The organism is Lentzea albida, assembly GCF_900111005.1.
GTDB classification, from domain to species: domain Bacteria; phylum Actinomycetota; class Actinomycetes; order Mycobacteriales; family Pseudonocardiaceae; genus Lentzea; species Lentzea albida.
This window is the reverse complement of sequence record NZ_FOFV01000014.1, coordinates 89,823-114,191: the sequence shown is the minus strand read 5'-3', so window position 1 is coordinate 114,191 and position 24,369 is coordinate 89,823. Positions and strand designations below refer to the sequence as shown.

Genomic DNA, 24,369 nt, shown 5'->3' with positions numbered 1-24,369 from the left:
ATAACGTTACTCTTGGCTCTCATGAATGAGGATAACGCAGCCGCTCGCGTTATCGAGGACCTGAGAGCGGCGGCACGTGCCGGTCGCGCCGGTGACCGGATGCCCTCGGTGCGCGACCTGATGGCGCGGCACCGGGCCTCGCCCGCGACGGTCCAGCAGGCCATCCAGCGGGTGGCCGCCGAAGGGCTGGTCGAGGTGCGGCCCGGCCGGGGCAGCTTCGTCGCCTCGCGCGCGTCCACCCCGGGCCACGACCTCTCGTGGCAGGCCGTCGCGCTCGGCGAGGGCCGGCCGGGTGAGGACCTGGTGGCGAACCTGGTCGCCGTGCCGAAGCCCGAGGCCATCCCACTGACCAGCGGCTACCTCGACCCCGAGCTGCAACCCACCGACGCGCTCGGGGCGGCGCTCGCCCGTGCCGCGCGCCGGCCCGCGAGCTGGGGGCGCGTGCCGGTCGAGGGTCGCGAGGAGCTGCGCGCGTGGTTCGCGAAGGAGGCCGGCGGCGAGCTCAGGGCCGGGGACATCACGGTGTGCGCGGGCGCCCAGGAGGCGCTCGCCACGGTGTTCCGCGGGCTCGGCGACCGGGGTGACGCCGTGCTCGTCGAGTCGCCCACCTACCTCGGCGCGATCGCCGCGGCGCGGGACGCGGGACTCAAGGTCGTGCCCGTGCCCGCGGACCAGGACGGCGTGCGGCCCGACCTGTTGCAGGCAGCGTTCGAACGGACCGGCGCGAAGGTCTTCTACTGCCAGCCGTTGCACGCGAACCCGCACGGTGCCGTGCTGTCCGACGAGCGTCGCGCCGAGGTCATGCGGATCGTCCGCCGCGTGGGCGCGTTCCTGGTCGAGGACGACTGGGCGCGCGGCTTCACCATCGACGGCACCGCGCCGCCGACGCTGGTCTCGCAGGACACCGACGGCCACGTCGTCCACGTCCGCTCGCTCACCAAGGTCGCCGCGCCCGGACTGCGCGTCGCCGCGATCGGGGCGCGCGGACCGGCGGGCACCCGGCTCAAGAACACGCGGTCCCGGCAGGACCTGTACGTCGCGGGGCCGTTGCAGGACGCGGCGATCGACTTCGTGACGTCCCCGGCCTGGCGACGGCACCTCCGCACGCTGCAGCAGGCGCTGCGGTCCCGCCGCGACGCGCTGGCGCGGGCGATCGGCGAGCACCTGCCCGAGTTCGAGATCGCCAGGTCGTCCGGCGGCCTGCACCTGTGGGCGGCGTTGCCGGAGGGCGTGGACGACCTGGAGCTGACGACGGCGGCCGCGGCGCGGGACGTCGTGGTGTTCCCCGGACGACCGTGGTTCGCCGCTGAACCACCGGGCAGCTTTCTCCGTTTGACCTATGGCGGCGCGCCCGAGCACGTGCTCGCCGAGGGTGTCCGGCGGCTGGCCGAGGCCGTGTCCGCCGTGCGGCGGTGACCGGATCGGGTGACTTGCATCGTTCGTTAACTTGACTCAATCCAGAAAAGACGGCAGTGTGGCGTCCGTGCCCACGACTTCCGATTTCGAGCGCATGTTGCGTGGAGCGTCGCTTCGGGTGACGGCTCCGCGGATGGCCGTGCTGTCCGCGGTGCACTCCCACCCGCACGCCGACACGGACTCGATCATCGGCGTCGTGCGTCAGAACCTCGGCGCGGTCTCCCACCAGGCCGTGTACGACGTGCTCCGCGCACTGACCGGAGCCGGCCTGCTGCGCAAGATCGAGCCCCAGGGCTCGGTCGCCCGCTACGAGGCGCGCGTCGGGGACAACCACCACCACGTCGTGTGCAGATCCTGCGGTGCCATCGCCGACGTCGACTGCGCGGTCGGCCACGCGCCCTGCCTGGACGCATCCGACGACCACGGGTTCGTCATCGACGAGGCCGAGGTCATCTACTGGGGCTCCTGCCCCGAGTGCACGACCGCCGCGAAAAGTTCCTGAACACCCGGAAGGATTCCCGTGTCCGACAGCACTGACGCCAAGGTGAGCGAGTCGAAGGGTGAGTGCCCGGTGGCTCACAGCCGGCGCAGCCACCCGAGCGAGGGCGGCAGCAACCGAGACTGGTGGCCGAACCAGCTCAACCTCCGGATCCTCCGCAAGCACCCCGTCCAGGCGAACCCCATGGGCGGTGACTTCGACTACGGCAAGGAGTTCCTGACCGTCGACCTCGACGAGCTGGCTCGCGACGTCGACGCCGTGCTCACCGAGTCGAAGGACTGGTGGCCCGCGGACTTCGGGCACTACGGCCCGTTCATGATCCGCATGGCGTGGCACAGCGCGGGCACCTACCGCACCCACGACGGCCGTGGTGGCGCCGGCGCGGGCATGCAGCGCTTCGCGCCGCTCAACAGCTGGCCGGACAACGGCAACCTGGACAAGGCCCGCCGTCTGCTGTGGCCCGTCAAGAAGAAGTGGGGCGCCAAGGTCTCCTGGGCCGACCTCATGATCTTCACGGGCAACCGCGCCCTGGAGACCATGGGCTTCAAGACCTTCGGCTTCGCCGGTGGCCGCGCGGACGTGTGGGAGCCGGACGAGGACGTCTACTGGGGCCCGGAGACCGAGTGGCTCGGTGGCGACTCCCGCTACAGCGGTGAGCGCGAACTCGAGACGCCGCTCGCGGCCGTCCAGATGGGTCTGATCTACGTCAACCCCGAGGGCCCGAACAGCAACCCGGACCCGCTGGGCTCCGCCCGCGACATCCGCGAGACGTTCGGCCGCATGGGCATGAACGACGAGGAGACCGTCGCCCTCATCGCCGGTGGCCACACCTTCGGCAAGGCGCACGGCGCGGGCGACCCGTCGCTCGTGGGCTCCGAGCCCGAGGGCTCGCTGATGGACGCGCAGGGCTTCGGCTGGGTCAGCACGCACGGCACCGGCAAGGGCCGTGACGCCATCACCTCCGGCCTGGAGGTGACCTGGACGCAGCAGCCCACCAAGTGGACGAACCTGTTCTTCAAGAACCTGTTCGAGTTCGAGTGGGAGCTCACCAAGTCCCCGGCGGGCGCGCACCAGTGGAAGCCGAAGGGCGACGCGGGCGCCAACACCGTCCCGGACCCCGAGGACGGCACCCTCAACCGCCAGCCGATGATGCTCACCTCGGACCTCGCGCTGCGCGTCGACCCGATCTACGAGCCGATCTCGCGCAGGTTCGCCGAGGACCACGAGGCGTTCGCGGAGGCCTTCTCCCGTGCGTGGTTCAAGCTGACCCACCGCGACATGGGCCCGATCCAGCGCTACCTCGGCCCGCAGGTGCCGCAGGAGGAGCTCATCTGGCAGGACCGCCTGCCGGTGCGCGACTTCGAGCTGATCGACGCCGCCGACATCGCGTCGCTCAAGGCCAAGATCCTCGAGTCCGGCCTCTCGATCTCGCAGCTCGTGAAGACCGCGTGGGCCTCGGCCTCGTCGTTCCGCCAGAGCGACAAGCGCGGCGGCGCCAACGGTGCCCGCATCCGCCTCGAGCCGCAGCGCGGCTGGGAGGTCAACGAGCCCGACCAGCTCGCCCAGGTGCTGCGCACCCTGGAAGGCGTGCAGGAGGCGTTCAACAGCTCCGCGACCGGCGGCAAGAAGGTCTCGCTGGCCGACGTGATCGTCCTCGGCGGCGCCGCGGCGATCGAGCAGGCCGCCAAGGCCGCGGGCCACGACGTCGAGGTGCCGTTCCTCGCGGGCCGCACCGACGCCACCCAGGAGCAGACGGACGCCGAGTCGTTCGCCGTCCTGGAGCCCAAGGTCGACGGCTTCCGCAACTTCGGCAGCAAGGCCAACCCGCTGCCGTCGGAGTACCTGCTGATCGACAAGGCCAACCTGCTCGGCCTCTCCGCCCCCGAGATGACCGTGCTCGTCGGCGGCCTGCGCGTGCTGGGCGCCAACCACGGCGGCTCGCAGGCGGGTGTCCTCACGGCCAAGCCGGAGACGCTGACCAACGACTTCTTCGTCAACCTCCTCGACATGGAGACGGAGTGGAAGTCGGTCACCGAGGACCAGGAGAACTTCGAGGGCCGCGACCGCGCCACCGGTGCCGTCCGCTGGACCGCCACCCGCAACGACCTGGTGTTCGGCTCGAACTCCGAGCTGCGCGCCGTCGCCGAGGTCTACGCGAGTGACGACGCCTCCTCCAAGTTCGTCACGGACTTCGTGTCCGCGTGGAACAAGGTGATGAACGCGGACCGCTACGACGTGCACGCGGGTCTCTGACCTCAGCGCGTTCTCCAGGCGCCCCAGGCCGGTTCCCCGGCCTGGGGCGCTTTCGCGTTCGGGGGTGGGGCTCGGAGGCCGGGCATCACGACCCCGCTCCGAAGACGAGAGCGATGGACTGGTTCGTATGTCCACTTCGGACTCCTGGTGGCGCGGGGCGGGTAGGCCGAGCTGCTTCCGCAGTGCGGCAGGACCTCCACGCGGCGGACGAGGTGCACGGCCGCGGATGCCGCGACCGGCCCCGGTGCGCGAGCGACACGGGAAGCCGCCCGCGATCTCCGGGAGGAGTGGCGCAGCCGCTGAACCCGGCCGGCCCGCGCACCGGGCTTCACCGCCGCACGCGGGGTAACACCGCGGTCGCCTCCGGGTCGCCCTTCGTGCGCTGGCGCAGCCGGGTGATCACGAAGAGCGCGACGGCGACGGCGACGGCGGCGATCACGAGCTTCTGGAAGATGCCCGCGTAGGACTCGACGCGGTGCCAGTTCTCGCCGAGCAGGTAGCCCGCCCCGACGAAGAGGGTGTTCCAGATCAGGCTGCCGAGAGTGGTGAGCAGCAGGAACTTCGGGAGGTTCATGCGTTCCACGCCCGCGGGCAGGGAGATGAAGCTGCGGAACAGCGGCACCATCCTGCCGAAGAACACGGCTTTCGTGCCGTGGCGGGCGAACCAGGCTTCTGTCCGGTCGAAGTCGGTCACGCGGACCAGCGGGATGCGGGCCACCAGGGCCCGGGTTCGGTCACGGCCCAGCAGCAGACCCGCCCAGTAGACGATCACGGCGCCGGCCACCGAGCCGAGCGTGGTCCAGAACAGGGCCTCGGACAGGCTGAACACGCCCTTGCTCGCGGAGAAGCCGGCCAGGGGCAGCACCAGTTCGCTCGGTATGGGCGGGAACAGGTTGTCGAGGCCCACGACCACGGCGGCGCCCACGCCTCCCAGCGACTCCATCAGTGAAACGGCCCAGTCAGCCAGCATTCGACTTCCCCTCCTGTGTGGACGAATCGCTCGGGATCAACGCTAGGAAGGGGGAAGGCTCGGGACCATGAGGTTGTCCGTCGGAAATGGTGTGGGAAACCGCAGGCCGATATTGCGGTAAACCGCAATGCCGGGGCGTGTGCCGGTCGGTACGGTGGCGAACGTGCATCAGGAAGGGCAGCTCGGTGCGGGTTCGCTGGTGCGGGGCTGGTTCCGGATGCTCTTCGGGCTCGCGATCGGGTCGCTGACGGGGCTGCTGGGGCTCGCCGCCGCGATCAGCGGTGCGGGCGCGGTCCGGCAGACCGGGTACGAGTTGCGCAGGATCGCGCTGTTCGACCGGGCCGTGCACACGAACCCGTTGACGCGCACGAGATGCCGCCGCTACCTCGCGGTGCGGTGGCTGGTCGGCGGGCTCGGCGCCGGCGTGATCTTGATGCTGGCGTTCTGGTACGCCGTCGCGATCTCGATGGTGACGGCGTGGCTGTTCGACGGCGACTGGGGCCTGGTCGAGGACGGGGACCGGGTGTCCCTGGACCTGATCGGGCTGGTGGCGGTCCCCGGTGTGCTGGCCGTCTTCGTGACGACGGCCGGTGTCGTGGGGGTGGCGGCGCTCGACAGGTGGCTCGCCACCGAGATGCTCGGGACGAACCAGCAGGCGTTGCTGCGCCGGCGGGTCGCCGAGCTGACCAGCACGCGGGCGGGCGTGATCGAGGCGATCGACGACGAGCGGCGGCGCATCGAGCGCGACCTGCACGACGGCGTCCAGCAGCGGCTCGTCGCGCTCGGGATGCTGATCGGCAGGGCGCGGCGGGCGAAGGGCGAGGAGCAGTTGCAGGAGCTGCTGGACCAGGCGCAGGACACGGCGGGCGAGGCGATCGACGAGTTGCGGGAGGTCGCGACCAGGGTCTACCCCGCCGTGCTCGACGACGCGGGCCTGGACGCGGCGCTGGAGGTGCTGGCCGAGCGGTCGAGCGTGCGGGTCGAGATCAGCAACGAGCTCAAGGCGTCGCCGGGCACCGCGCTGGAGACGGTGATCTACTTCGTGGTGTCCGAGGCGGTCACCAACGCGGCCAAGCACGCGGACCCCTCGGTGGTCGAGATCTCGGTGTGGCCGGACGCGAAGGGCATCACGGTCATGGTGTGGGACGACGGCGTCGGCGGCGCCGACCCGGCCGGCAGCGGGTTGTCGGGGCTGGCCAGGAGGGTCAGGGCGGTGGACGGGGAGTTCGAGGTGACCAGTCCCGAAGGCGGTCCCACCACGATCTACGCGAGGGTGCCGTGCGAGTGATCCTGGCCGAGGACTCGACGCTGCTGCGCGAGGGGCTGATCCGCCTGCTCACCGAGGAGGGCCACGACGTCGTGGCCGCTGTCGGCACCGCACCCGAACTGCTCAGGGCCACCGGGGAACACCGGCCGGACGTGGTGGTCACCGACGTCCGGATGCCACCGGACCACAAGGACGACGGCATGCGCGCCGCGCTGGAGATCCGCGAGCGGTGGCCGGAGGTCAGCGTGCTCGTGCTCTCCCAGTACGTCGAGAACCGCTACGCCACCGAACTGATGACGAGCACCGGCGGCAAGGTCGGCTACCTGCTCAAGGACCGGGTGGCGCAGGTCGACGAGTTCCTGGAGGCACTCGAGAGGGTCGCGGCGGGTGGTGCCGCGTTCGACCCGGAGGTCGTGCGCAGGCTGCTGACCAGGACGACACACGTCGACCCGCTCGACACGCTGACCGCACGGGAGAAGGACGTGCTCGAACTGATGGCGCAGGGCCTCACGAACACGCGCATCGCCGAGACGCTGCACATCTCGCAGAGCGCCGCGGAGAAGCACATCAACGCGATCTTCGACAAGCTCGGCCTCTCCGGCTCGTCCGGCCTGAGCCGCCGCGTGATGGCCGTCGTCCGCTACTTGGGGAGTTGAGGGAGGAGCTGCCCAGGACACCGGGCGCCCACGGGGCACGCGGCACGTTCAGCGACGTCGTGGTGCTGCCGGGCAGGTGGGTGGCGCCGTTCGCCGTGCCGGAGGTCCTCGAGGACCGGAAGACCGTGGGCGACGAAGCCGTCCGCGACGTGCTCAACGCGCTGGCGGCCCAGCGGCCGTGCGCCGAACTTGGTGCCCTGCTGGAAGAACCGCTGCGCCCCGCGGGAGCTGCCGAAGGCAGTGGGCTTCGTGCACGGCGACCTGGCACCGGTGAACCTCCGCCGGCGCGGCGGAGAGGTCAGCGGGATCATCGACTGGGACTTCGCCTGCCTCCGCGATCCGGCCCTCGACGCGGCCGCGTTCGCCGCCTACGGCTGGCCGCTGGTCGAACGGGTCCGGCCCGCCCTCTACGACCGGGCGCTCACGCACGCCGCAACGTTCCCGTTGACCGGCGCGGCGTCCGTGCTGCGGCAGGAAGGCGCCCCGGCACGCTTCCCGGCCTGGTTCGCCGCCGTTGCGCGCTCCGGCAGCACCCACCGCTCGGCTGAGGACCGCGGGCGGTCGCGGGATGTGCCGGACCGGCGAGACCACGACGCACCGACAGCGAAAGCGGCCGGAGTTCGTCCTGCTCACGGCGGTCGTACGGGCCCACAACGGCGGACTTCACCCGTCCGGGTGACCTGATCTCTATGATGGGCACGTGCCCCTGAGTCGCCCACCTGTCGCGTTGCTCGCTGCGCTCACGCTTCTCAGTGCGGTCACGGCGTGCACCAACGCGGCGGTCGGCGACCCGATCGGTGTGGCGGTCGAGTCGCAGCAGCCCACGTCGACGAAGAAGGCGCCTCCGGCAGCACCACCCCGGAACAAGATCACCCTCGGCGTGGAGAACGGCAGGCAGAGCGGCGGAACGGTGATCGCCGGCGCCGGTGACGCGCCGTACAACTACGCGCCCGCCGTGATGGTCGACGGCGACCGCGTGCGCGCGTGGTGGTGCAGCCAGCTCAGCGCGGCCCCTCCCGGCGGCGACGACATCCTCTACAGCGAGGGCTCTGCCGTCGGCGGACCGTTCTCGACGGCGGTCCCGGTGTTCTCCGGCAGCGGCGGCAGCTTCGACGCGATGCACACGTGCGACCCGTCGCTGATCAAGATCGGCGACACGTACTACATGTATTACACGGGCGCGGCGCGGGACAACCACGCGAACGGCAGCTCGGTCGGCGTCGCCTCCAGCAAGGACGGCGTCAGCTGGACGCGGGCGAACGGCGGCCAGGCGCTGCTGGGTCCCGCCGGGGACAACATCCGCGAGAACACCTACGGCGCGGGCCAGCAGTCGGCCGTCTACCTCGACGGCTGGGTGTACCTGATGTTCACCGACACCACCGGTCTCGCCTCGCACCAGAACGGCGCCGGCCAGTACGTGCTGCGGTCGCAGGACCCGACGTTCGCCAAGGGCGTCGAGGCGCTCGGCACGCAGGGCTTCAAGCCGGTGACGTCGAACAACAGCCCGCGCACGCGATCGGTCGTCGAGGCGTTCAGCGCGGACTGGATGTGGATCGAGGCGGCGGGCTCGTTCGCCATCGCCCACGAGACCGACGCGGGCACCACGATCACCTTCTGGAACAGGGACTTCACCCGCCACCCGTTCGAGCCCGTGGTGATCCCCGGCCCCTGGAAGGAAGGTCCCGGCCTGTTGCGCACCCCGGAGGGGCACGCGGTGGTCGACCCGCGGGACCCGTGCGGGCGCGTGGCGATCGACGTGCTGCGCGGCACCGTCGAGGGTCCGGCGGGCCCGACGAACATCGCCCACTTCGGCATCGACGCGGTCGGTCTCAAGGGGTGCGCCACCACGAGTGAGGCGAGGGCGCTCAACGGGTTCGCGGTGCCGTCCCCGGAACGCACGCTCGACGTCGTCGTGGGCGGCAGCGTGATGCGCTTCGAGCGCCGGTCGGTGGCCGAGAGGTTCTCGCGCGGTGTGCTCGGTTCACGGCCGCAGGGAGTCGACGGCCTCAAGCTCGCGTTCACCGTCCCGGCCGGGGCTCCCGCGGTGAGCCGCCCGGACGGCCAGGTCGGGCTCCTGCTCGACGGCAGGCTGTGGGTGGTCGGGTCCCCCGAGGTCGCGACGCTGAACTCGTCGACGATCACGCAGGTGTCCGCCGAGAAGTGGGCGGAGTACGAACGCCTGCCGGATCTCGTCCGGCGCTGACCGGCTAGGTTCTCCACCGACGTCGAATCGGACATGGGGGACCGAAAGATGACATCAACGACATTACGGCGCGCGGATCTGGCGGACGGCGTCCTGCCCCTGCCGGACGAGCCGCGGCACGAACTGGCGTGGCTCGGCCACGGTGCCGCGTTCGTGGCCTCCGTGGCGTTCCTGCTGCTGATCCCGGCCGGCTGGGCCAGGCTCGACCACCTGTGGGCCGAGGACGGCGCCCGGTTCCTGCTCGACGCGCTGAGCTCGCCCGCCCTGTCGAACCTCGCCGACCCGTACGGCGGCTACCTGCACGCACTGCCGCGCCTGGTCGCCGAACTGGTCGCGCTGCTGCCGGTCGAGCAGGCGGCGGCGGGGTTCGCGGTCTGCTCGGCGGTGCTGCGCGCCCTCGTCGCGTTGATCACGTTCGCGGGCTCGAAGGCGTACCTCCGGTCGGCGCCCGCGCGGTTCGCGCTGGCGGCGCTCGTCGTCGTGCTGCCCGCGGGCAACTCCGAGACGTTGAACAACGTGACGAACCTGCACTGGTTCCTGCTCTACGGCACCTTCTGGGCGTTGTTGTGGCGCAACGCCCCGCGTGTGCCGGTCGCGGTGTTCGTGGTCCTCTCCGCCCTGACCAGCCCGCTGATCTTCCTGCTGGCACCGATCGCGCTCGTGCGGCTCCCCCAGCCGCGCCGGGAGGTGCCGATCGCGTTCCTCGCCGCGCTGGCCGTGCAGGGTCTGACGATGGTGTTCGCGTCCAGGACGCCGTACTCCCACGACGAGGTGGACCCGGTGCAGGTGCTGCTCGCGAGCCTGCTGCGGGTGCCCGTGGTCGCGTTCACGGGCTCCGAGCGGGTCAGCGAGTTCTACCCGGCGAACGGGAACCTCGTGATCCTCGCGGCGGTGCTGGTCGCCGCCGTGCCGATCGCGGCGGCCCTGCGGTTCGGCGATCGGCACGGCCGGGCGCTGGTGCTGGTCGCAACGGCCTTCAGCGTGGTGCTGATCGTCGCGTGCCTGGTGCTGAACTGGGCGCAGGTCCTGCAGGTGCAGGCGCCGGGCGTCGTGATGGCCGCGCAGCGCTACAGCATCGCGCCGTGCCTGTTCCTGTTCACCGCGATCTTCGTCGGCCTCGACGCGGTGCCGGCACGGACCTGGGAGCGCGCGGTGGTCGCCGGGAGCCGCTACCTCGTCGGAATCCTCGTGGTCGTCAGCGTCTTCGCCCACCTGCGCGAACCCGGCACGGTGCTGGACGGCGTCCCGTGGGACGAGAGCGTGGCCAACGCCCGTGCCGAGTGCGCGGCAGGCAAGGAGAACGCACGGCTCGAGCACGAGCCGCAGGACTGGTTCTTCATCGTTCCGTGCGCAGCGTTGCGCTGACGAAGTCGCGGAACGACCGGGCCGGCCTGCCCGTCACGTCCTCGACGGTGGTGGTGACGCGGTCCTCCGCTCCCCCGCGGATGTCCTCGTCCAGACGTGCCAGCACCTCGGCGAACTCGCGCGGCAGCACGGCGGCGATGCGCTCCGCCAACTCCGCGGTGCCGACCGAACGGTGCCGGACGGTCCTGCCGGTGACGTCGGTGATGATCGCGGCGGCGTCCGCGTAGCTGAGCGCCTCCGGGCCGGTGATGAGGTGTTCGGTGTTGTGCGGCAACGGGTCCGTCAACGCGCGGGCGGCCACGGCGGCGATGTCGGCGGCGTCGACGAACCCGACCCTGCCGTCCCCGGTGGCCGTCACGACCTCGCCGGTGCGGACCCCGGCCGCCACGAGGTGGTCGCCGGTGAAGTTCTGCATGAACCACGACGGCCGCAGCACCGCCCACTCCGGCATCGCGCGCACGAGTGCTGGGAGAGCGCCCATCCCCGTGGCGCTCTCCGGCACCGCGGACGAGCTGAGCAGCACCACTCGCCGCACGAGCCGCGCTCGCGTGAGCAGCGACTCGACCACCGGCGCGGGGTCGACGACACCGACCGGGGGGATCAGGTAGAGACGATCTATCCCCTCCAGGGCGCCGTCAAACGTCCCGGGCGCGTTCCAGTCGAAGCGGACCTGGTCGGCGCGCTCCGGTTTCCGGGTGGCGACACGGGCGCCGGGCAGCAGGGACGCGAGCCGGCTGCCGGTCGTGCCGGTACCGCCGATGATCAACGTGGTCACGCGAGCTCCTGTGCCAGCAACGGGTTCCAGTAGTCGCGGTAGTGCGCGATCTCGCCGTCGCGGGTCGTGACGACGGCGATGTACGACGCCCGGTACGGCTTGCCGGACGCGACCACCACCCCTTCCGCGTCGAACTCGGCGACGACGACGTCCGGATCGGTCGTCACGTGCACGACCTGCTTCGGGAAGCCCTGGATGTCGAGCGTCTTCGGGTAGTCGCGCAGGTAGTCCTCGATCGCGGCACGGCCCTCCAGCCTGGCGGGCCAGCCGGGCGGGGCGAAGGGGAACTCCATCACGCCGTCGGGCGCCCACAGGCCCGCGAACCCGAGCATGTCCTTGTCCAGCAGCAGTTGCAGCGCCCTCGGGATGAGGTCCACGACAGCCTCCGAAAGAAATGGACGAGACGGTCCCGTCCCGTCCAACTTAGGCGGGACGGGACCGTCTCGTCCAGTCCTATGATGTGCGCCATGACCAAGCGCACCCCGACCGGCGCCGCCGTGCTGCAGCCCCAGGTGACGCAGGCGATCACCGACGCCGTGTTCGACGAACTCGCCCGCAACGGTTATGGCCGGCTGTCGATGGAGGCCGTCGCCAAGCGCGCGGAGGTCGGCAAGAGCGCGCTGTACCGGCGGTGGCCGTCGAAGCAGGACATGGTCGTCGCGGCGCTCTCGGAGTTCTCCGTGCCGCTGGCCGAGGTCCCGGACACCGGGTCACTGCGCGGCGACCTGCTGGCCACGGTCACGGCCGTGCACGACTGGCTGACACACCCCCGGTTCGCCACGATCCTCCCCGACCTCACCGCCGAGGCCGTCCGCAACCCGGCGTTGTCCGAGGCGATCGCGGCGACGATCGGCGAACCCCGGCGCGCGCTCGGTGCCGTGACCCTCCGGCGCGCGGTGGCACGCGGCGAGCTGCCGGCCGACCTCGACGTCGAGATCGCGCTGGACCTGGTCGCGGCACCGGTCTACTGGCGGCTGTCCGTCCGGCGCGCTCCCGTGGAACCCGACTACCTGGAACGGCTCGTCGACCACCTGGTGCGCGCGCTTCAGTGCTGATAGCTCGGGTAGTCGACGTACCCGTTGGGCGCTCCGAACCACGTCTCGCGGTCGGTGACGCGCAGCGGCAGGCCCAGCCGGAACCGTTCGACCAGGTCGGGGTTGCCGAGGTAGGCGCGGCCGTAGCTGATCAGGTCGGCGCCGTTGGCGAGCCAGCGCCGCCCCTGCTCCAGGGTGCCCTCCTCCGGGCCGATCTGGCCGCCGGGGTTGAACAGGAACGCGGTCGGCCACGCCTTGCGCAGGTCCATCAGCACCTCGTCGTCCGCGGTGGCCATGACGTGGATGTAGGCGATGTCCGGCAACGCCTTCAGCAGCTCGCCGTAGAGCACCGGCACGTTGTCCTCGACGATGCCCTGGATCTGGCCACCGGGTGACAGCCGGATGCCGACGCGGTCCGCCCCGATGGCGTCCACCGCCGCCTCGACCGCCTCGACGGCGAACCGGATGCGCCCGGCGGTCGAGCCGCCGTAGCCGTCGGTGCGCTCGTTCGCGCTGGAGGACAGGAACTGCTGGATCAGGTACCCGTTGGCGCCGTGCAGCTCGACCCCGTCGAACCCGGCCTCGACGGCCCGTCGTGCCGCGTCGCCGAACGCCTGGACCTGGTCGGCGACCTCGGCCGTCGTCAGCGCGTGGGGCACCGGTGCCGGCCGCATGCCGGTGGGCGTGAAGACCTGGGCGTCTGCGGCGATCGCGGACGGGCCGACGGGCTGGTGGCCCGCGACCTCGACGTGCCCGATGCGGCCGCCGTGCATGAGCTGGGCGAAGATGCGGCCGCCGTTGGCGTGCACCGCGTCGGTGACCACGCGCCACGCCGCCACCTGCTCGTCGGTGTGCAGGCCGGGCATGGCCGGACCGGCCTGGCCGACCGCGCTCGGGTGCACGCCTTCGGTGACGATGAGTCCGGCGGTGGCGCGCTGGGCGTAGTAGGTGGCCGTCTCCGCGGTCGGAACGCCGTCAACGGCCCGTGAGCGGGTCATCGGTGCCATGACGACGCGGTTCGGGAGGGTCAGGTTGCCGAGTCGGTAGCTCGTGAGCAGCATGAGAGCTAGGCTAGAAACCTGACACTAACGTCAGAGGTAGCTTTTGTGGCGGAGGTCTCAATGCGCATCGGTGAGCTCGCGGAACGCACAGGCGTGAGCGTGCGCGCGTTGCGCTACTACGAGGAGCAGGGCCTTCTCGCAGCTCAACGCAGCGAGAGCGGGCAGCGGCACTACGAGGAGCACGCCGTCGGCAGGGTGCGGCTGATCCAGCAGCTCTACGCGGCCGGGATCTCCAGCGCGTCGATCCTCGAGATGCTGCCGTGCGTGGTGACGGGCGTGGGCGCGCCGCACGTCATCGACAAGCTCCGGGGACATCGGTCGTCGGTGGTCAAGCAGATCGAAGAGCTGCAGGAGACGCTCCTGCAGCTCGACAACGTGATCGTGAGCGCCACGGCGGCCTACGAGACCGGAAGGCCGTGCCCGCCCTCCTGAGCGGGCACGGCGCCGGCACTCAGATGGTGGCGGTGTCGATCACGAACCGGTAGCGCACGTCGCTCGACTGCACGCGCTCGTAGGCGGTGTTGATCTGGTCGGCGCTGATCAGCTCGATCTCCGCGCCCAGGTCGTGCTCGGCGCAGAAGTCCAGCATCTCCTGGGTCTCCGCGATGCCGCCGATCATCGAACCGGCGAGCGTCTTGCGGCCGCCGAGCAGCCCGAACAGGTTGATCGAGACCGGCTCCTCCGGCGCGCCGACGTTCACCAGCGCGCCGTCGGTCTTGAGCAGGCCGAGGTAGGCGGTGAAGTCGAGCGGCGCGGACACCGTGGAGACGATCACGTCGAACTTACCCTTGAGCTCGGTGAACGTGGCCGGGTCGCTCGTGGCGCGGTAGTCGTGGGCGCCGAGCTTGAGCCCGTCCTCCTTCTTGCGCAGCGACTGCGACAGCACGGTCACCTCGGCGCCCAGCGCGGCGGCGATCTTCACGCCCATGTGGCCGAGGCCGCCCAGGCCGACGACGGCGACCTTCTTGCCCGGTCCGACGCCCCAGTGCTTGAGCGGCGAGTACAGCGTGATGCCGGCGCACAGCAGCGGCGCGGCGACGTCCAGCGGCAGCGAGTCCGGGATGCGCACGACGTAGTTCTCGTCGACGACGATCTGCTGCGAGTAGCCGCCGTACGTGACGTCGCCGCGGCGGTCGACGCCGTTGTAGGTCATGGTGTTGCCGTTGGCGCAGTACTGCTCCAGCCCGCGCTTGCAGAAGTCGCACTCGCGGCACGAGTCGACCATGCAGCCGACGCCGACGTGGTCGCCGACGGCGTGGCGGGTGACCTCGGAACCGACCTCGACGACCACGCCCGCGATCTCGTGGCCGGGCACCATCGGGAAGATGGCCTCGCCCCAGCCCTCGTCGACCTGGTGGATGTCGGAGTGGCAGATGCCGGCGAACTTGATGTCGATCAGGACGTCGTGCGCGCCGACCGCGCGACGCTCGATGGTCGTGCGCTCCAGCGGCGCCTTGGGTGCGGGCGCGGCGTAGGCAGCGACGGTGCTCATCAGGCTGTTCTCCTCGTTTCGTCGTGTCGGTGACGACACTGCTCCCGTCCGCGAGGATTACCCAGGCACCTGGTTTTCGTATGCGCGCTGTGCCTACTACCAGCAATGTCAGGCACGCTCCCCGGGACGCGGGGATACTCGGCCCCATGACCGTCGATCCGCGCACCGAGCTGAGCGACTTCCTGCGCAGCCGCCGCGCACGGCTGTCGCCGGACGACGTGGGGCTGCCGCAGTACGGCCGGGCCCGCCGCGTACCGGGCCTGCGCCGGGAGGAACTGGCGCAGCTCGCGGGCGTGTCCGTCGCCTACTACACGCGCCTGGAGCAGGGCAACGGGCGCAACGTCTCGACCGAGGTCCTGGACTCGATCGCCCGCGCGTTGCGGCTCACCGACGCCGAGCGCGACTACCTGGGCAACCTGACCAGCAGCAAGCGCCCGAAGAAGAAGGCCGCCACGCGCACGATGGTGCGGCCCGCGTTGCGGCACCTGCTCGACAGCATCGGCGTGCCCGCGTACATCAGCGGGCGGCGCACGGACATCCTCGCGTGGAACCCCATGGCCGAGGCGTTGTTCGGCGACTGGGGCGAGCTCGAGCCACGCGACCGCAACTGGGCGCGCCTGATCTTCCTGCGGCCCCGCTACCAGGAGCTCTTCGTCAACTGGGAGGCCAAGGCCGCCGACATCGTCGCGTTCCTGCGCTCGGACGCCGCCTGCTGCATCGACGACCCCGAGATGGCCGCCCTGGTCGGCGAGCTGTCGCTGAAGAGCGACCTGTTCCGGCAGCTCTGGGCCGCGCACGAGGTCAAGGACAAGAGCTTCGGCACGAAGGTGGTGCGCCACCCGCTCGTGGGCGAGCTGACGCTGTCCTACGAGGCGCTGGCGATGCCGGCCGAGCCCGGTATGTTCCTCAACACCTACCACGCCGAGCCCGGCTCCCCGTCCGCCGAGGGGCTGCAGCTGCTGGCCAACTGGGGTACCGACGCCTCCCGCTCTGTTACTACTAAGGCGTGAGAACACCGCGTCTGGAGATCGAGTACTGCACGCAGTGCCGCTGGCTGCTGCGTGCCGGGTGGACGGCCCAGGAGCTGCTGACCACGTTCACCGCGGAGCTGGGCGAGGTCGCGCTGATCCCCGGCACCGGCGGCGTGTTCGACGTGCGGCTCGACGGCGAGACCCTGTGGTCGCGCAAGGAGCAGGAGGGCTTCCCGGACCTCGCCGTGCTCAAGCAGCTCGTGCGGGACCGGGTGGCGCCGGAGCGGTCGCTGGGCCACACCGACCGCAAGGGCTCAGCCGACTCCTGACGCCCGTCACGCGGACCGATCGGCCACGTGCTCGAACACATCCACCTGGTGGCCCCGCCCGCCGAAGTCGGCGTCAACCCAACACCGTTGTGGACGGTCCGGCATTCGCTCGCCTGTGGACCGATCGCGGAGAAGACCGCGTTACCAGGGATCACTCCGCAGAAGTTGCGGACGAGAGCAGATCGTGCAGTTCGGTGAGGAACTCGGGCAGCGTCGCCGCGATCACCCGCGCCCGCGAGTCGTGGTCGTCGTACACGCCCTCACGGTCGACGGCACTCGGTGGGAGCGCGTACACGGGCGCGCCACCCGGCAGCCCGAGCGCGAAGTGCGTTCCGCCGCCGTCGGATCCGAAGCTCACCACGTCGATGCGCTCGGATCCCTCGATCCGGACGGGCCACCTGCCGTCCCGCCCGTCCACCACGGCCTTCGCCGGGGCGACGAAGAGCCCCTGCCGCAGGTCCGGAAAGGACACTTCGGCGACGTGGCGGTAGAACTCGGCCAGCGGTGCGGGCAGGTCCGCCACCCCGTCCGGCACAGGCCCGGCCGCGCGCCTGACCCCGTTCTCACCGGGCGGGTACCCGAACCGGGCGGTGAACCCGGCGACGAAGCGCGCCGCGAGGCCGTCCACCGACGTCAGCCACTGCTCGTAGTCGAAGCCGTTCACGAATCGCACCTTACTCGCGGGAAAGGCGGGGAGGCCCGGGTCCGGGCCTCCCCGCGGACGGTCACGGCCAATACCAGAACGAACCGGAGAACTCCTCGTCGATGCGCCGGGCGAACTGCTCGATCTGCGACCGGCTCGCGTTCGGGTTCTGCCTGCCGAACTCCGCCCACCGGTTCGTGATGTCCTGGTGGTGGTTGTCCGGCCGGCCGTGGTTCGGGACGTTCGCCCGGCTGCCGGGCACACCGCGGATGTTCGAGGGCGCGTCGAAGTCGAAGTCCTTGAACTCCGGGTGGTTGCGGTACTCCTGCGGGATCGCGTGGTGTGCGTCCCAGTCGTCCGGCAACCGCGGCTTGCCCTGCCTCCACAGCTCCGCCTGGTACCTGCCCCGCCAGTTGCCCTTCTCGATGTTCGGGGACTCCGGCGCCATCTCCTTGCCCGGCGAGCTCGAACTGCTCGACGAGCTGGAACTGCTGGAGCTCTCGAACATCCCGCCGAGGCTCTGGGCGAACAACGCGGCTCCGCCGACGGCGATGGTGCCGCCCGTGAGGATGCCGGCCGCTCCGAGCGCGGCACCGCCCACTCCGACCGGGCACAGCACGCCGGTGGCGCAGACGACCGGGGTGGCGAGCAGCGGCGTGCTGACGACCACCAGGGCACCGCCGCCGACCATCAGGCCGGCACCGCCGATCATGCCGCCGATGTCGTCGATGTGGTCGCCGAGGTAGTCGAACGTGGCGTCGGCCGCGTCGCCCACCGCGTCCGCCGCGTCCCCGACGGCCTCGCCCGCGTCGCAGAGGAAGCTCCACGCCCAGCAGTGCCCGTCGACCTCCACGCGGCTGATCGGGTTGCCGCCGGTGAACGCGTACCGGTTGCCGGTCCACGCGCTCGTGCCCAGCTTCAGGTCCGCCAGCGCGCCGTTGTAGCTGTCACGCGTGAGGAACCTGTTCAGGCCGGGGTCGTAGTCGCGGAACCCCATGTCGTAGCCGCCGGTGGTGCTGTCCCAGCGCTTGCCGTTGAAGCGGTAGAAGTTGTACGGCTCCTTGCCCGGCTGCTGCGGGTCCGGCTTGTCGATGCCGGTGAACGAGTCCTCGTCGTCCTTGCCGTAGGCCGTGTACCCGTAGGTGGACTTGGTGTTGCCGCCGGCGTCGGTGAGGAGCTCGACGTCGGTGTGCGGGTTGAAACCGTACTGCGCCTGCTCGGTGGTGCCGTCGTCCTTGTGGGTCGTCTGCGACAGCCGCCTGCCGTTCGGGCTGTGCTGGTACGACTTCGTCAGCTTGCCGCCGAGCTGCTCGGTCAGCACCTCCGACGACAGGCCGAGGTAGGCGTACTCGGTCGTCTTGTCCCCGTCGACCCGCGTGGTCGTCCGGTCGATCGGGTCGTAGGCGAACCTGATGGTGACGAGGTCGGTGCTGCCGTCCTTGAGCTTCTGGTGCTCGGCGACCCGGTCGAAGCCGTCGTAGCGGTACTTCTCGATCGTCTTGCCGAGGGCGGTCACCTTGTCCAGCCGGCCGAACGGGTCGTACGAGTGCCTCGCCGTCTGACCGTCGACGGACGCGGAGGTGACCCTGTTGCGGTCGATGGTGTATTTCGTCGTCTTGCCCTCGAGCGTCTGCTCGACGACGTTGCCGTTGGCGTCGTGGACGTACGACTCGGTCTTGAGCTCGGTGCCGGAGGCATCGGACTTGACCTGCTTGCGCAGGCGGTTCACCGGGTCGTACTCGTAGGTGAGCGTGCGGTCGAGGTACGCCGAGTTGTTGTCGGCGTTCATCGTCTTCGCGATGTCCTTGACTCGCTGGCCGTTCGCGTCGTAGGAGATCGTGTGCTCGTTGACGAGCGTGCCGTCGGGCTTCTTCTCGGCGTAGTGCCGTTGCTGCCCGTCGAGGAAGTACTGGTAGTCGACGGAGTTCCCGTTGGCCTTGGTCTCCTTCAGGACCTGGCGACGCGCGGTGTAGGTGAAGGTGGCCACCTGCGCCTCGGCACCCGGCGTGCGGGCCGTGTTGGTGACCTTGGTGATCAGGTTGCGGGCGTCGTACTCGAACGCCGACGACTGCGAGGGATGTTCACGGGTCTTGGGGTTCCCGTCGGCGTCGTAGGTGTAGCTGGTGACCTTGTTGCCGGCCCCGATCTCCTCGACCTGCTTGATCTGGTCGAGCTGCGTGTAGCCGACCACGTACCTGCTGACCTTCGCGGTGGAGCTGCTGTCGGTCATCTCGACGAGGTTGCCGTTGGCGTCGTAGGAGAAGCCGAACGTCTTCTGCTCGTTGTCGGCCTCACCGCTGCCGTCGCGGACGACCTTCACGGCGTCGGCGACGACGGTGCCGTTCGCCCGGTCGGACAGCGTGATCTTCTTGACCGCGTCCTCGGTGAAGCCGAAGCTGCCGAGCGACACCCACTGCCCCGCCTGCTGGGTCTGGTCGACCTGCTTGGTCTCCGTGCCGCCGTCGTGCTCGACCGCGTAGGAGGCGTTCTTCGCGGTGGCCGCGCCCGCGTAGCGGACGAACACCTCGTACCTGCCGGTGCGCGGCACGTCGACGAGCCAGCGGAAGGAGTCGCCGCCGTCGCCCGCGTCGTGCGTGCGGTAGTCGAACCCCTCGTGGTCACCCCCGGCCGTGCCCGCCGTACCCCACTCGCCCTGCACCTCGACCGCCTGGTCGGAGTTGTCGACGACGAGCACGTCCCTGCCCACCGGAACGCCGTCGTCCTTGCGCGACAACTGCTTTCCGTCCGGGGTGTACTCCCACTCCATCGACCGCGTGGCCGACCCGCCCGCCGCGGTCAGCACGCGTTTGGTCTGGTTGCCGATCGCGTTGTACTCGTAGGTGGCGGTGATGTTCCACGGGTCGGTGGACGACTTCAGCCAGCCGTTGTCGAAGTAGGTGTTCGTGGTGACGTTGCGGACGCTCTGGCCGCCCGACGGCGGTGCGCTGGTCTCGACGACGTTGCCGACCTCGTCGTAGCCGTAGAGCGTGCGGTCCGGCGTCTTGACCCGCGCGTCGTCCTTGTCGAAGAGTGCCAGCTTCTCCTTGACGCGGTTCAGCTCGTCGTAGACCACCTGCTCGGTGAAGTCCTCGGGGTCGTCCGCGGTCTCGACTCCCTTGGGCGTGACCGTCTTCGTCCTGTTGCCGACGGCGTCGTACTCGAACCGCTTGACCCGCTCGACGTTCTCGGCGTGCGGCGACCTGATCTCCCGCACCATCGCGCGTCCGTCCAGCACGCGCACGGTCCTGTTGCCGTCCTGGTCGATCGCCGCGACCACGTTGCCGTCGCGGTCGTACTCGGACCGCGTGCTGTGGCCGGCCGCATCGATCACCCTGGTCACGCGGTGGTTGAGGTCGAACTCCGACTTCGAGGTCCTGCCGAGCGGGCTCGTCTCGGCGACCACGTTGCCCACGACGTCGAACGTGGTGGTCGACCTGTCCCCGGTCGCGAGCGTCGTCGCGACCAGCCGGTTGAGCTGGTCGTAGGTGTAGGTGGTGGCGAAGTCCTTGTCGTCGTTCCTCGTCAGCGTGCCCTCGGGCGCCGTGTCCTTCACGAGGTTGCCGACGGCGTCGTACTCGTAGGTCGCCGTCCTGACCTTGCCGGTCGCGCTGTCCTTCGGCGACGTCACGGACGTGATCTCGTCCATCGCGCCGTAGGTCGCGGTCGACACGGCACCGTTGGCAGCGGTCTTCACCAGGACGTTGTCGTTCTGGTCGTAGCGCGGTCCTGGGGTGACGAGGAACTTCCCGGCGGCCGCGTCCTGCGGGACCCTGGTCGTGCCGGGACGGCTGAAGACGTCGTAGGTGTAGGTGCTGGTCTTCCGCTTGGCGTCGGTGATCGACACGACGTTGCCGAGCACGTCGTAGGCCGTGGTCGTGACGCAGCCCAGCGCGTCGACCGAGCGGCGCGGGTAGCCGGTCGGGTCGAAGTCCTCGAACCGGGTCGCGTGGCCGTTGGCATCGGTCGCGACGACCAGCCGGCCGGCGTCGTCGTACTCGTTCCTGCTGACGTTGCCCAGCGGGTCGGTGAGCGAGGTCAGGTTGCCGCGCTCGTCGTGCCCGAACGTCCACTTGCGACCCTCCGGGGTGGTCTTCTCGGAGAGTTCGGCGGTGTACCCGTCCGGCCCGGTGCGGTAGCCGAGCCTCGTCGGCGCGGTGTCGTGGACGTTCGCCTCGGCGTCCCTGATCTCCAGCGGGTACCCGGTCTTCGGGTCGTACCTCCACGTCGACGTGGCGCCGTTGTGCTCGCGCATCAGACGGACGTTGTTGTCGTCGTCCCAGGCGAGATCGGTCGTCTCGCCCTTGGCGTTCGTCTGCTTCGTGGGCCTGCCGAACCCGTCGAGGAGGAACTTCGTGCCGTTGCGGTTCGCGTCGGTGACGGTGGACGACATGGCCTCGCCGTTGCGCCCGTCGACGTCGTGGTACTCGAACCCGGTCGTGTGACCGCGCCGGTCGACGAGGTGCTGCAGGCGGTGCCTGCGCACGGGGTCGCCGAGGTCCTCGTAGTACTTCAGCTGGGTGCCGCGGCCCAGCGCGTCGTTGACGCGCACCAGCTTCGAGTCGTGGTCGCGGGGATCGGCGTAGAAGAAGGAGACGACCTTCTGCCCCGGCGTGTCCGCGCCGTCCACGACCTCCTGCAGCTGACCGCGATCGCTGTAGGCGAAGGTGGTCCGGCGACCGCTCACGTCGGTGATCGACCGGAGCTGGCTCGTGATCGACGTGTTCGCCAGGTCCCTGCCGAACACCTTCACGTCGTCCACGAACGAGAAGAAGTCGTCGCCGCGCTGGTAGTAGTCGAGCGTGAGCACGCGGCGGCCGGACGCGTCGGTGATCTCGGTGAGCACGCCGGTGTTGCGGTTGCCGTGCGTCGTGCGGACGTAGGTGAACTTGAGCTCGTTGCCGTTCTTGTCGGCGATGGCGGTCTGGTAGCCGTCGGCGTCGAAGAAGTTCTTCGTGCGGTCCGGGTGCGTCATCACCCAGGTCCGCGCCTTGTCCTGGCCTCCGGCGCGGGCGAGCCGCAGGTGCACTCCGGCGGGGCTGTCGTAGGTCCACTTCGTCTTGTCGTGGCTGCCGTTCTTGTTCAGCTCGAACCAGTGGCTCGTGCCGTCACCGTCGATCAGCGTGACCTTCGCCGGATGGTCGGGATCGCTCAGCAACGGGCGGTGGAACTGCAACGGTGAGCCGAGCCGGTGCAGGCTCGACGTGGTGAGCGACCAGCCGGTGCCGAGGTAGGAGTTCGAAGCGTCCAGGCTGTTGTAGTTGAGCCGGACGAACGTGCTCAGGCCCAGGTTCGGGTTGGTGTAGGCGTTGAGGCCGACGACGGCGTTGCCCGAGTACTGGTTGACCGTCGCGGACCAGCCGGTGCCGGCGTCGATCCCGTTGTACTGGTAGAACTTCTCCAGCCCGAGCTGGTCCGACGTCGGGTGCTCGGCGGTGACCGGCTGGCTCAGCACCGGCACCCCGGCGGTCTCCGAGAGCCACTTGCCCGTGCGCTTGTCGCGCAGGTCCCAGTCCAGCACGAACGACTCGCGTTGCGGGCCGAGGCCGGTGCCCGTGGGCGCCTTGACCCTCGCCTGCAGTGTCACCGACCGGCCGGGCGCGAGGTCCTCCGGCAGCGCCGTGTCGGCGCGGTTCGACGGTGTCGTGTAGTCCGTGCCGTCGGGGAGTTTCCATTGGTACGAAAGGACGATGTCGGCCTTGGACAACGCCGCCGCGGTCGTGTTGGTGACTTCGACCTCGACCGAGTACTCCTCGCCGGGAATCATCCGCTGTGGCGTGAGCAGAGCCGAGTAGGCGGGTGATGTCTCCGCCACCGCCTGTGGCGCACGTGGCACCGGCGCCGTCGTCGCGGATCTCGCGGATGACACCGCATCTGTTGTGACACAACGGATCTGCGAGCGGAGCTCCGCGTTCTGCCGCTGTTCCAAGCGAGTTGGAACCGGTGCCGCCTGCACCGGTGAGCCGGCCGCGACCAGCGCGACGAGCAGTGCGATCGTTCCGGCTTTTCGGACTGTCCCCACAGCCACCCTCCCCCTACGCGCCAGGGGGCAGCCGGACAGACGCCGGCACGTGCTTGTGCGACAGGCGTTTCGGCTACAGGCGCCGGGTTCCCCAACCCGGACACAACGGTGAATCCCCCGGCAAGCACCACCGACGGTAGTGACACCGCCACCGCTCGCCATCCGCCGATCGGCGCAATCCGCTCGCCTGGCGTTGCGCGACTCGGTGCAGCCGGGCCACTATCGAGGCACTGCACCAGGGGGAAATGTCCACTGTGGACATCTAGTGCACGGACCTTGGGGGTCAAGGTGATTCGCAGAGCAATGATCATCGGCATGACCGTGCTCGCACTCGGTTCGGCGGTCACCGCGGCGCGGGCGACGGGCGGCGACGTGCTGCCGCTGCCCGGATTCGGCGACCTGGCCGTGGACGACGCCCGCGAGCGGGTGTTCGTCAGCGGCGGGAGGTCGTCGAACAGCGTCGTGGTGGTCGACGAGCACGGACGCGTCAAGAAGAAGATCGACAACCAGTTCGGGGCGAGCGGCCTCGTGCTGAGCGAGGACGCCAGGACGCTCTACGTGGCGCAGGCGGCGGGAGACGCGATCTCCGCCATCGACACCACGACGTTCGCCGAGACGGCCCGCTATCCCACGGGCGCCCGGACGTGCCCGGCACACCTGGCGCGCACCGGCACCGTGGTGTGGTTCGGCTACGGCTGCGAGGACGAGTGGAACGGCGGCGTCGGCAGGCTCGACCCGGCGGCCGCCACCCCCGTCACCCTCGACGAACAGGGCGACGTGCTGTTCCAGGGCGCGCCGCTCGTCACCTCGGCCGGAACGACCGTGGTGGCGGGCCAGCTCACCACGAGCCTGTCCGGCGTGCACGTCTACCGGGCCGAGGCCGGCGGCCTGACGCCGGGCGCCTCCGGCGACGCACCCGGCGGCAACCTGACCGACGTCGCGCTGAGCCCGGACGGCACGGGCATGTACACCGCGGCGGGCTCCCGAACGCAGGTGCAGGGCTTCGCGACCGAGGACCTGTCCGGCCGCGGCTCCTACAGCACGGGGCCGTACCCGAACGCCGTGGCGCCGTCCCCGAACACCACGCACGTCGCCACCGGCGCCTACACCACGAGGAGCAAGGCGATCACGATCTTCCCGGTCGGGGGCACCGTTGCGACGAGGTCCTACGACCTGGGCGGTGCCGTGCCGGCCGACCGGGGCCTGGCCTGGTCGGCGGACTCCCAGCGGCTCTACGCGGTCCTGCAGGGCACGACCGACCCGCGACCCCGCCTGGAGGTGTTCTCCCGGCCCCTGAGCTGAGGTGGAGACCCCCGCCGGAGCGCTGGTCCGGCGGGGGTCTCCGCGGTCCCGTCCCGGCCGGAAGACAAGGCGCTCCAGCGGGTTTCGAGCCGGCGTTCGTAGATTTCTCGAGGT

19 protein-coding genes and 1 pseudogene are annotated in these 24,369 nt (G+C 70.3%); 13 read left to right on the top strand and 7 right to left on the bottom strand.

All coding sequences use genetic code 11. From position 1 onward, the window contains the following. Nucleotides 1-21: 21 nt before the first annotated feature. The 3 genes from BMY74_RS30105 to katG all read left to right on the top strand — a co-directional run bounded on the left by BMY74_RS30105 (nt 22) and on the right by katG (nt 4,168). Nucleotides 22-1,416, top strand: coding sequence for an aminotransferase-like domain-containing protein (locus BMY74_RS30105; protein WP_089921871.1), 1,395 nt, complete (start codon nt 22-24; stop codon nt 1,414-1,416). Between the two features lie 67 nt (nt 1,417-1,483). Continuing rightward, the gene (locus tag BMY74_RS30100) at nt 1,484-1,918 is read left to right on the top strand and encodes a Fur family transcriptional regulator (protein ID WP_089922019.1); all 435 of its coding nucleotides are present in this window, start codon (nt 1,484-1,486) and stop codon (nt 1,916-1,918) included. Between the two features lie 18 nt (nt 1,919-1,936). Beyond that, nucleotides 1,937-4,168, top strand: coding sequence for a catalase/peroxidase HPI (katG, locus tag BMY74_RS30095; RefSeq protein ID WP_089921870.1), 2,232 nt, complete (start codon nt 1,937-1,939; stop codon nt 4,166-4,168). Nucleotides 4,169-4,496: 328 nt separating this feature from the next. Here katG and BMY74_RS30090 read toward each other — a convergent pair whose 3' ends face one another. Further along, nucleotides 4,497-5,138 (bottom strand): DedA family protein, encoded by a 642-nt coding sequence (locus BMY74_RS30090; RefSeq protein WP_089921869.1) that lies wholly within the window; start codon nt 5,136-5,138, stop codon nt 4,497-4,499. Between the two features lie 163 nt (nt 5,139-5,301). On the opposite strand from BMY74_RS30090, the gene BMY74_RS30085 reads away from it, so the two are divergent. From BMY74_RS30085 to BMY74_RS30065, 5 genes and pseudogenes are all read left to right on the top strand, one after another. Then, nucleotides 5,302-6,426 (top strand): sensor histidine kinase, encoded by a 1,125-nt coding sequence (locus BMY74_RS30085; RefSeq protein ID WP_245786435.1) that lies wholly within the window; start codon nt 5,302-5,304, stop codon nt 6,424-6,426. Beyond that, entirely contained in the window at nt 6,417-7,061 is a 645-nt protein-coding gene (locus BMY74_RS30080) for a response regulator transcription factor (protein WP_089921867.1), read from the top strand. Before BMY74_RS30085 ends, BMY74_RS30080 begins: the two co-directional genes overlap by 10 nt. Before the next feature lie 171 nt (nt 7,062-7,232). Then, a pseudogene (locus tag BMY74_RS30075) lies at nt 7,233-7,745 on the top strand (phosphotransferase); the annotation flags it as partial. Between the two features lie 16 nt (nt 7,746-7,761). Then, the gene (locus BMY74_RS30070; protein ID WP_089921865.1) at nt 7,762-9,264 is read left to right on the top strand and encodes a glycoside hydrolase family protein; all 1,503 of its coding nucleotides are present in this window, start codon (nt 7,762-7,764) and stop codon (nt 9,262-9,264) included. 48 nt (nt 9,265-9,312) lie between these two features. Further along, the gene (locus BMY74_RS30065) at nt 9,313-10,629 is read left to right on the top strand and encodes a hypothetical protein (protein ID WP_089921864.1); all 1,317 of its coding nucleotides are present in this window, start codon (nt 9,313-9,315) and stop codon (nt 10,627-10,629) included. On the opposite strand, the gene BMY74_RS30060 is transcribed toward BMY74_RS30065, so the two are convergent. Beyond that, nucleotides 10,601-11,404: a Rossmann-fold NAD(P)-binding domain-containing protein gene (locus BMY74_RS30060; RefSeq protein WP_089921863.1), complete on the bottom strand. Its 804-nt coding sequence runs from the start codon at nt 11,402-11,404 to the stop codon at nt 10,601-10,603. The genes BMY74_RS30065 and BMY74_RS30060 overlap by 29 nt on opposite strands. Next, nucleotides 11,401-11,781, bottom strand: coding sequence for a nuclear transport factor 2 family protein (locus tag BMY74_RS30055; protein ID WP_089921862.1), 381 nt, complete (start codon nt 11,779-11,781; stop codon nt 11,401-11,403). Before BMY74_RS30055 ends, BMY74_RS30060 begins: the two co-directional genes overlap by 4 nt. 90 nt (nt 11,782-11,871) lie before the next feature. Between BMY74_RS30055 and BMY74_RS30050 the strand changes: the two genes are divergently transcribed. Beyond that, entirely contained in the window at nt 11,872-12,459 is a 588-nt protein-coding gene (locus tag BMY74_RS30050; protein ID WP_218159785.1) for a TetR/AcrR family transcriptional regulator, read from the top strand. Here BMY74_RS30050 and BMY74_RS30045 read toward each other — a convergent pair. Next, the gene (locus BMY74_RS30045) at nt 12,450-13,499 is read right to left on the bottom strand and encodes an alkene reductase (protein WP_089921861.1); all 1,050 of its coding nucleotides are present in this window, start codon (nt 13,497-13,499) and stop codon (nt 12,450-12,452) included. The genes BMY74_RS30050 and BMY74_RS30045 overlap by 10 nt on opposite strands. Before the next feature lie 60 nt (nt 13,500-13,559). Here BMY74_RS30045 and BMY74_RS30040 point away from each other — a divergent pair, with 60 nt between their 5' ends. Then, on the top strand, nt 13,560-13,931 hold the full coding sequence (locus BMY74_RS30040; RefSeq protein WP_089921860.1) for a MerR family transcriptional regulator: 372 nt from the start codon (nt 13,560-13,562) through the stop codon (nt 13,929-13,931). 19 nt (nt 13,932-13,950) lie between these two features. On the opposite strand, the gene BMY74_RS30035 is transcribed toward BMY74_RS30040, so the two are convergent. After that, entirely contained in the window at nt 13,951-14,991 is a 1,041-nt protein-coding gene (locus BMY74_RS30035; RefSeq protein WP_089921859.1) for an NAD(P)-dependent alcohol dehydrogenase, read from the bottom strand. Between the two features lie 146 nt (nt 14,992-15,137). On the opposite strand from BMY74_RS30035, the gene BMY74_RS30030 reads away from it, so the two are divergent. Both BMY74_RS30030 and BMY74_RS30025 read left to right on the top strand, forming a co-directional pair. Continuing rightward, nucleotides 15,138-16,001 (top strand): helix-turn-helix domain-containing protein, encoded by an 864-nt coding sequence (locus BMY74_RS30030; protein WP_089921858.1) that lies wholly within the window; start codon nt 15,138-15,140, stop codon nt 15,999-16,001. Beyond that, nucleotides 15,998-16,291: an Rdx family protein gene (locus BMY74_RS30025; protein WP_089921857.1), complete on the top strand. Its 294-nt coding sequence runs from the start codon at nt 15,998-16,000 to the stop codon at nt 16,289-16,291. The genes BMY74_RS30030 and BMY74_RS30025 overlap by 4 nt, the downstream gene beginning before the upstream one ends. A 151-nt stretch (nt 16,292-16,442) precedes the next feature. Here BMY74_RS30025 and BMY74_RS30020 read toward each other — a convergent pair whose 3' ends face one another. Both BMY74_RS30020 and BMY74_RS30015 read right to left on the bottom strand, forming a co-directional pair. Continuing rightward, a complete protein-coding gene (locus BMY74_RS30020) occupies nt 16,443-16,955 on the bottom strand; it encodes a hypothetical protein (RefSeq protein ID WP_089921856.1) in 513 nt (170 codons plus the stop codon). A 61-nt stretch (nt 16,956-17,016) separates the two neighbouring features. Continuing rightward, a complete protein-coding gene (locus BMY74_RS30015; RefSeq protein WP_177229983.1) occupies nt 17,017-22,767 on the bottom strand; it encodes a golvesin C-terminal-like domain-containing protein in 5,751 nt (1,916 codons plus the stop codon). Nucleotides 22,768-23,256: 489 nt separating this feature from the next. Between BMY74_RS30015 and BMY74_RS30010 the strand changes: the two genes are divergently transcribed. Then, the gene (locus BMY74_RS30010) at nt 23,257-24,255 is read left to right on the top strand and encodes a YncE family protein (protein ID WP_089921854.1); all 999 of its coding nucleotides are present in this window, start codon (nt 23,257-23,259) and stop codon (nt 24,253-24,255) included. Nucleotides 24,256-24,369 lie beyond the last annotated feature (114 nt).

Coding starts and splice junctions, on each gene's coding strand:
- BMY74_RS30065 (WP_089921864.1), top strand. CDS start 9,313: ATGACATCAACGACATTACGGCGCGCGGATCTGGCGGACGGCGTCCTG.
- BMY74_RS30090 (WP_089921869.1), bottom strand. CDS start 5,138: ATGCTGGCTGACTGGGCCGTTTCACTGATGGAGTCGCTGGGAGGCGTG.
- BMY74_RS30035 (WP_089921859.1), bottom strand. CDS start 14,991: ATGAGCACCGTCGCTGCCTACGCCGCGCCCGCACCCAAGGCGCCGCTG.
- BMY74_RS30105 (WP_089921871.1), top strand. CDS start 22: ATGAATGAGGATAACGCAGCCGCTCGCGTTATCGAGGACCTGAGAGCG.
- BMY74_RS30050 (WP_218159785.1), top strand. CDS start 11,872: ATGACCAAGCGCACCCCGACCGGCGCCGCCGTGCTGCAGCCCCAGGTG.
- BMY74_RS30045 (WP_089921861.1), bottom strand. CDS start 13,499: ATGCTGCTCACGAGCTACCGACTCGGCAACCTGACCCTCCCGAACCGC.
- BMY74_RS30010 (WP_089921854.1), top strand. CDS start 23,257: ATGATCATCGGCATGACCGTGCTCGCACTCGGTTCGGCGGTCACCGCG.
- BMY74_RS30030 (WP_089921858.1), top strand. CDS start 15,138: ATGACCGTCGATCCGCGCACCGAGCTGAGCGACTTCCTGCGCAGCCGC.
- BMY74_RS30040 (WP_089921860.1), top strand. CDS start 13,560: ATGCGCATCGGTGAGCTCGCGGAACGCACAGGCGTGAGCGTGCGCGCG.